The following is a 5,849-nucleotide window of genomic DNA, read 5'->3' as shown; positions in this document are numbered from 1 at the left end:
ACTGCAACCGCCTTGATGCAGAACTGTCTGGGAATACAAATTGTCTGCTTTAATTACAAAAATCATCTACCCGAATATCCCGCCAGACATCAGACACTTGCCAGCCGGAATTACCCACAGATTGTACTGGAGGGTTGTCAAGCAATGGAATATAGTCAGGAACTCTAGGCTCTGAAATCGCTACTGTTTTCTCCTCAACTTCAACCACAGGGGCAGTAGAATTGTCAGTATTAGCTTGAAGAAGTTGGTCTTCAGCCTCCTCGATTAACTTCATCTGTCTCAGGGTAAGCTTGTCGGATTTTTTGATGATCTTCTTAGTATATGTATCATTAGAAGTTTTCATTGGCTGTTCCCTTAAAGGCATTGGCTTAAAATTTGTCTGAGTAAAGTTGCCAGAAGTTAGGTATTAATAATTGCACAGAATTAACAAGGTACACCAAATCGATGGAAAATACGAGTCCCAAATTGTAAGAATTTATTAATTGGACATAAATATCTTTTTCGGGTAGATGCCCCAGCATAATCTGTTGTACAGATGCAAGTATTAAGCGATCGCTTCTTTCCTCATGACTGTAACTCAAGACTGTTTTGCGCTTTTGACTCCTAATAAACAGATAATACATGGTTGAGAGTTCTCGCTCATTAGGAACAGCGTTGAGAAACTTATCAGGTCAATGTTTGGAGTTGGCAACCTGTTCAGAAAGCGTTAATAAAAAGGCGAGGTTAGTTGCTGCTTTAAGTGCGTGGCGTGCGTTGGCGGGTATAAAAGCAAAGACTCCAGATTCTAGAACAATCTCTTGATCTTCCAGCGTCAGCACGCCTTGTCCTTCAATTACATTCACAGTCGCATTGCGAGGATTGGTATGTTCTGCAATGGTCGATTCTGCCGCCAGAGACATCAGCGTATAGCGGCAGTTTTCATCTTCTAGCAGAACCTTACTTTTAGCTCCATGCTGGGGATACTCAATGATGTCCGCCCAACGAATTTTGTTTATCTTCAATGAGAGTATGCTTGTAGTCATGGGATGATTCCTTTCTTGTAAAGAGATTAATTAGAGCGACAAAGACACTTCTAGATTAGACTTCTTTCAGAAGTGGGAAAATGGGAAGGGGGAAAGGGAAAAGGAATAAGAAAAAACCTTTAGCCTTTGACCTTTACCCTTTTCCCACAAGAGTGTCTGTATTGAATTATGGAAAGACAATTTTGGCGATCGGCGCATGACCTAAAAAAATATAGGCAACCAATCTCAGCACACTTTTAGAATATATAATCTTTTGAATGTCCAGGCTGGCAAACGTTTGCAAGGATGTGGCGATCGCTTCCAGCAGGCGGTTACACCATCGCAAAAAAAGTGAGGCGATTCTACCTGAACTTCTTCCTCAGTTTGAACCGGGAGCTAAAGCCCCTTTTAGATTTGCTTCCTCGACCTCCGCAAAATCCCTTACAGCGCTTCCGGCTATTATGCGATATAGTTTTCTCCTTCCTCCTCTCCTATCATCGCTTTCAGCTTTTAGGATGTACCTCATAGCTGCCGGAAGTGCTGTATTAGTTCCTTATTTTAACTAGAACATAAAACATCGAATACTTCTTGTATCTTGCTAGGTAAATAAGTTCAATTTCATCTACCACTTTTGAATGTTTTATCAGAATCTGTATAATTTCTCCTCAAGGAAGACAAAATCAATTTTGATGTCAGTCATTGCGAACTGGGAATTGTTCGGTCATTCACGCACACTATAAGAATCTTCTTCTAGCGACTGACACCAATATTGCTGTTTGTGAAAGTAACTTCAATCTGCTCCTGGTGGCTCCTTAACAATTCCCAATCCTTTTTTGCAGAGCATTAATCTTTAAAGTGCTAAATAGTCTGTGTTAATTCTGCCCTATCTGCGGGAAAAATAAAAGTAGGCGCTTAAGTCACTGTAAGCATTTGAAGTAAGAGTTAGGTAGAGAATGGATAAAGATTCACAGATTGACAATGTTCAAAGCTTTGCAGAAGTAATTGGGGATAACGATAACCTCTGGAATCTTTTGGTTGGTAGAGAAGTTAGTCGCTTTCAAGCAGAAATTACGTATGGAATTAAAGGAAAAATTTTACAAATACAGAACATAAAAGACCAAAACACAAAACACGAAGAAATATTAATTGAAATAAATTATAAAAACGAATTTAACATTAAATATTACAAAGAGATATTTATTGAAATATTTAATACAATGTCACCACCTTTTTCTCTAGAACAAATAATTTCATTAGCAAAAATTGAGCAAGAAGCGAGAACATTGAAAGCTGAAAATTTGGAAGCAAAAGAGAAAGAAATTAAAATACGCCAGGCTCAAAGGCTAGAAGCGCAAAGGCTGGAAGCTGAAAAGCGGGAAGCACAAAAACTAGAAATTGAAAGATGCGAAGCTCAAAAACTAGAAGCTGAAATAATAGAAGCTGAAGCAAGGAAAGTTAAAAAATCATTTTTACTAAACAGCATAAAAGAGCAGTTTGAACAAAATTTTTTCAATGCTGATAACTTTTATCAAACTAACTGTACTGGACACATATTATTTAAAGAGTACCAAGTTGAAAAGCTAAGTTATGTGCAATCATGGGTAAAAACTAACTTAAATACCTCACCTGACCTTGAGCAAGCAGCAGCAATTGGTGCTGTGGAAGGTCATATACAAGTAGTAGCACGGGCTGGAAGTGGCAAAACTTCAACTTTAGTAAATCGAGCTTTATTTTTACAAAAACATTGCGGTGTTGCACCCAATGAAATATTACTTTTAGCTTTCAATCGCAAGGCTGCGGAAGAAATACGAGAGCGCCTTACTCTACAATTACAAAACTCTATTCCTCATGTAATGACTTTTCATGCATTAGCTTATGCTTTAGTTCATCCAGAAAAAAGCATTCTTTTCAATGAACCAGATGGACAACAGAACCAAGCCAAAGCTTTACAGACTGTAATTTATGAGTATCACTGCAAGCCAAATGTTTATGAAAAAATTCGCGTTTTGATGATGGCGCACTTTCGTGAAGACTGGGAGCGCATTGCTTGGGGTGGTTATGATAAAAGTACTGAACAAATGTTGCGTTACCGTCGCTCATTACCAAGAGAAGGGCTTGACGGAAACTACTACAAGTCTTTTGGTGAAAAAGTAATTGCAAATTTTTTATTGGAACACAACATCACATACAAATATGAGCGTAATTTTTGGTGGAATGACATTAATTATCGCCCTGATTTTACAATTGTTACTGGAGAAAATCAGGGGATAGTTATTGAATATTTTGGACTAGAAGGCGATCCAGATTACGATATAATGTCAGAACATAAGCGAGAATATTGGCGAAATCATCCTAACTGGCATTTTGTGGAGTTATCCCCGACTACCCTCAGATTTGAAGGAGTAGAAGATTTTTGTGCTTTACTTAAACGATGTCTTGAAAATTATGGGATGAAGTGCCATCGCTTAACCGAAGACGAGATTTGGAAGAAAATTAAACTTAGAGTTGTAGACCGTTTTACCAAAGTAGTAGAAGGATTTATCCAGCGTTGTCGCAAACTGTCCCTCACTTCAGAAAAATTAGCCTCTTTCGTTGATAATCATAAGTGTGCTAGTGATGTCGAGCAGGGTTTTCTGGAGCTTGCACAAAAGTTTTATCAGTCCTATTTGCAACAGCTTCAGGCAACAGGTGAGGAAGATTTTGATGGACTGATGCAAAAAGCTGCCGCAGTTATCGCATCAGGACAAACTGTATTTCGTCGCAAATCTGGCACTGGCGATTTAAGGTGTCTTCGATATATACTGATTGATGAATATCAAGATTTCTCAGAACTTTTTCACCATTTAATAGAAGCAATTCGACAACAAAATCCTCAAGCACAATTTTTCTGTGTTGGTGATGACTGGCAAGCAATTAATGGTTTTGCTGGTTCTGATCTTCGCTTTTACCAGAATTTCGCGCAGTTTTTCCAGCCTTCGCAAAAATTAAATATAGCTACTAATTACCGTTCAGCTACTTCAATTGTTGATATCGGTAATACATTGATGCATGGATTGGGTACTCCTGCACGCGCCCATAAAACCATATTTGGAACGGTTGAAATTGCTGATATGGGAGAATTTGATCCAACTCCCAAGGAGCAAGAAGAGCATCCAGGAGACAGTATAACGCCTGCTATATTGCGCTTAGTAGACAAGGCTATCAAGGATAGAAAAAATGTAGTTTTACTCAGCCGCAAGAATAGTTTACCTTGGTATGTAAATTATGGTAAAGGTAGATCAAAACATGGCGTACTCGACAACTTCTTAAACTTGATACGCTCCTATCTTCCTGAAGAATCAAGAAAGGCTGTAAGCATATCAACCGCTCACAAGTATAAAGGTCTTCAGAATGATGTAGTTATAATACTTGATGCTGTCCCTCGTTGTTACCCATTAATACACCCTGATTTGATGTTTAGCCGTGTTTTCGGTGATAGCATTGAGCAAGTAGTTGATGAGGAGCGTCGCCTTTTTTATGTTGCCTTAACTCGTGCAGTAGAGCATTTATTTATTCTCACAGAAACCAAAAACTTGTCACCTTTCCTTGAAGAATTAAAAAGTAGGAAAAGAGTTAGCTTACTTGATTGGTTAGATTATCCATCTTTTGTTGGAAGCATACAGCGCATTACTGTTAAAGTGAGTAATCAGGGTAGAGAAAGCCGAAACGGCACTTACGCAATTAAAGATTTACTCAATGCTGAAGGCTATATCTGGCAATCTAAAAAGGGAGGTTGGTGTTGTACCTATCCTGCACAGGATTTTTCAATAAAAGGATATTTTAATAGCGCTAGGTGGATTTATCATGCTTTTGGAATCCAGGTACAGTTTTATGATGATTTAGAAAATATGCTGGCAAAGTATAATGTTGACTATGGGCAATATATTGCGTTAATTAATAATATTCCTGAAGCCAATTGAGGCAAAGTTTGACTGCACCAAGCCGAAAACTGAAGTTACGATAATAACAGTAGGTTCAAGAGGAGACTTATAACCATACTGCGCTTTGGCTATTGGGTTGAAACGCGCGGAGCATTAGGTAACGGTAGCAGCAAACGAAAGCTCCAAGCCATTCGCATTTGGGATTAATTACTATAGCTTGAGTTAGTATCTGGGTGAGAAATCCTAGACAATTGCTTTTGCATCATCATACCCACAACAGTAGTAAATGTCCCAAGTTAAAATTGATACGCTACTCTGTGTAAACGGCAGTGTCCTAATTGTTTTTTACACCCCTGGACACTGCTGGGAATTCCGTATCATCAGCCGCACAGGTGGCATATTCGGGGAACAAAAGATTTATTACACGGCGGAGGCGGCGTTGAGAACTGGGTTAGAGTGGTTGCGGGATGAACGGTGATGAGTGCGTATATGCCCATCCTTTGGAGAAGGGTTAGCCACCGACTCTGCGAAAGAAAATACTTCTATCCAAGACAACCCAGCCTCAGCAACGATTACGGTAACGGCTGTTGAAATTATAGAGTTAACCGACAAGGATCAGCACGATAAGCCTGACGGCATGGCTACGCTTGCCGCCTAGCCAAAGGATGAAGATGAAAGCCTACTATAAAGTTCGCAATTGGAACGCTTATAGATTCTGTTCTGCGGACAGCAACTTGCTCATTTCACGGTTACAGTGACAAGAGCGATCGCATAGAAATATGGAACTGGCCGTTGCAGAGCATGAGTATAGGCTAGATAGCAACAATAGATAAGCTAATGTTGTCCTTAAGAATGTCTATCTCGACTGGAGAAAGTACTTTATCTTTCATTTGTTGTAGCTCATATAGGGCAGCGTTAGCATCGGTAG

General features: G+C 39.3%; 7 protein-coding genes. 3 read left to right on the top strand and 4 right to left on the bottom strand.

All coding sequences use genetic code 11. The features are described from left to right. Positions 1 to 49: 49 nt before the first annotated feature. From H6G26_RS37590 to H6G26_RS37575, 4 genes are all read right to left on the bottom strand, one after another. Positions 50 to 343 (bottom strand): hypothetical protein, encoded by a 294-nt coding sequence (locus H6G26_RS37590; protein ID WP_190736716.1) that lies wholly within the window; start codon positions 341 to 343, stop codon positions 50 to 52. Between the two features lie 25 nt (positions 344 to 368). Further along, positions 369 to 623, bottom strand: coding sequence for a hypothetical protein (locus tag H6G26_RS37585; protein WP_190736714.1), 255 nt, complete (start codon positions 621 to 623; stop codon positions 369 to 371). A gap of 48 nt (positions 624 to 671) precedes the next feature. Beyond that, entirely contained in the window at positions 672 to 1,022 is a 351-nt protein-coding gene (locus tag H6G26_RS37580; RefSeq protein WP_190736712.1) for a cupin domain-containing protein, read from the bottom strand. 166 nt (positions 1,023 to 1,188) lie between these two features. Then, a complete protein-coding gene (locus H6G26_RS37575) occupies positions 1,189 to 1,347 on the bottom strand; it encodes a hypothetical protein (protein WP_190736710.1) in 159 nt (52 codons plus the stop codon). Positions 1,348 to 1,954: 607 nt separating this feature from the next. On the opposite strand from H6G26_RS37575, the gene H6G26_RS37570 reads away from it, so the two are divergent. The 3 genes from H6G26_RS37570 (at position 1,955) to H6G26_RS37560 (ending at position 5,579) form a co-directional block, all read left to right on the top strand. Beyond that, complete coding sequence (locus tag H6G26_RS37570; protein ID WP_190736708.1) at positions 1,955 to 4,960, top strand: UvrD-helicase domain-containing protein; 3,006 nt, start codon at positions 1,955 to 1,957, stop codon at positions 4,958 to 4,960. 247 nt (positions 4,961 to 5,207) lie between these two features. Further along, positions 5,208 to 5,399, top strand: coding sequence for a hypothetical protein (locus tag H6G26_RS37565; RefSeq protein WP_190736699.1), 192 nt, complete (start codon positions 5,208 to 5,210; stop codon positions 5,397 to 5,399). Positions 5,400 to 5,402: 3 nt separating this feature from the next. Continuing rightward, positions 5,403 to 5,579: a hypothetical protein gene (locus tag H6G26_RS37560; RefSeq protein ID WP_190736697.1), complete on the top strand. Its 177-nt coding sequence runs from the start codon at positions 5,403 to 5,405 to the stop codon at positions 5,577 to 5,579. Positions 5,580 to 5,849: the final 270 nt, after the last annotated feature.

The sequence above is a fragment of the Nostoc sp. FACHB-888 genome (assembly GCF_014696655.1).
Taxonomy (GTDB): Bacteria; Cyanobacteriota; Cyanobacteriia; order Cyanobacteriales; family Nostocaceae; genus Nostoc.
Note: the sequence above shows the minus strand (reverse complement) of the source record. Positions and strands in the feature narration are given on the sequence as shown.

Bases quoted from the DNA above. Each gene is read 5' to 3' on its own strand.
- H6G26_RS37585 (WP_190736714.1), bottom strand. From the start codon at position 623: ATGTATTATCTGTTTATTAGGAGTCAAAAGCGCAAAACAGTCTTGAGT.
- H6G26_RS37580 (WP_190736712.1), bottom strand. From the start codon at position 1,022: ATGACTACAAGCATACTCTCATTGAAGATAAACAAAATTCGTTGGGCG.
- H6G26_RS37565 (WP_190736699.1), top strand. From the start codon at position 5,208: ATGTCCCAAGTTAAAATTGATACGCTACTCTGTGTAAACGGCAGTGTC.
- H6G26_RS37590 (WP_190736716.1), bottom strand. From the start codon at position 343: ATGAAAACTTCTAATGATACATATACTAAGAAGATCATCAAAAAATCC.
- H6G26_RS37570 (WP_190736708.1), top strand. From the start codon at position 1,955: ATGGATAAAGATTCACAGATTGACAATGTTCAAAGCTTTGCAGAAGTA.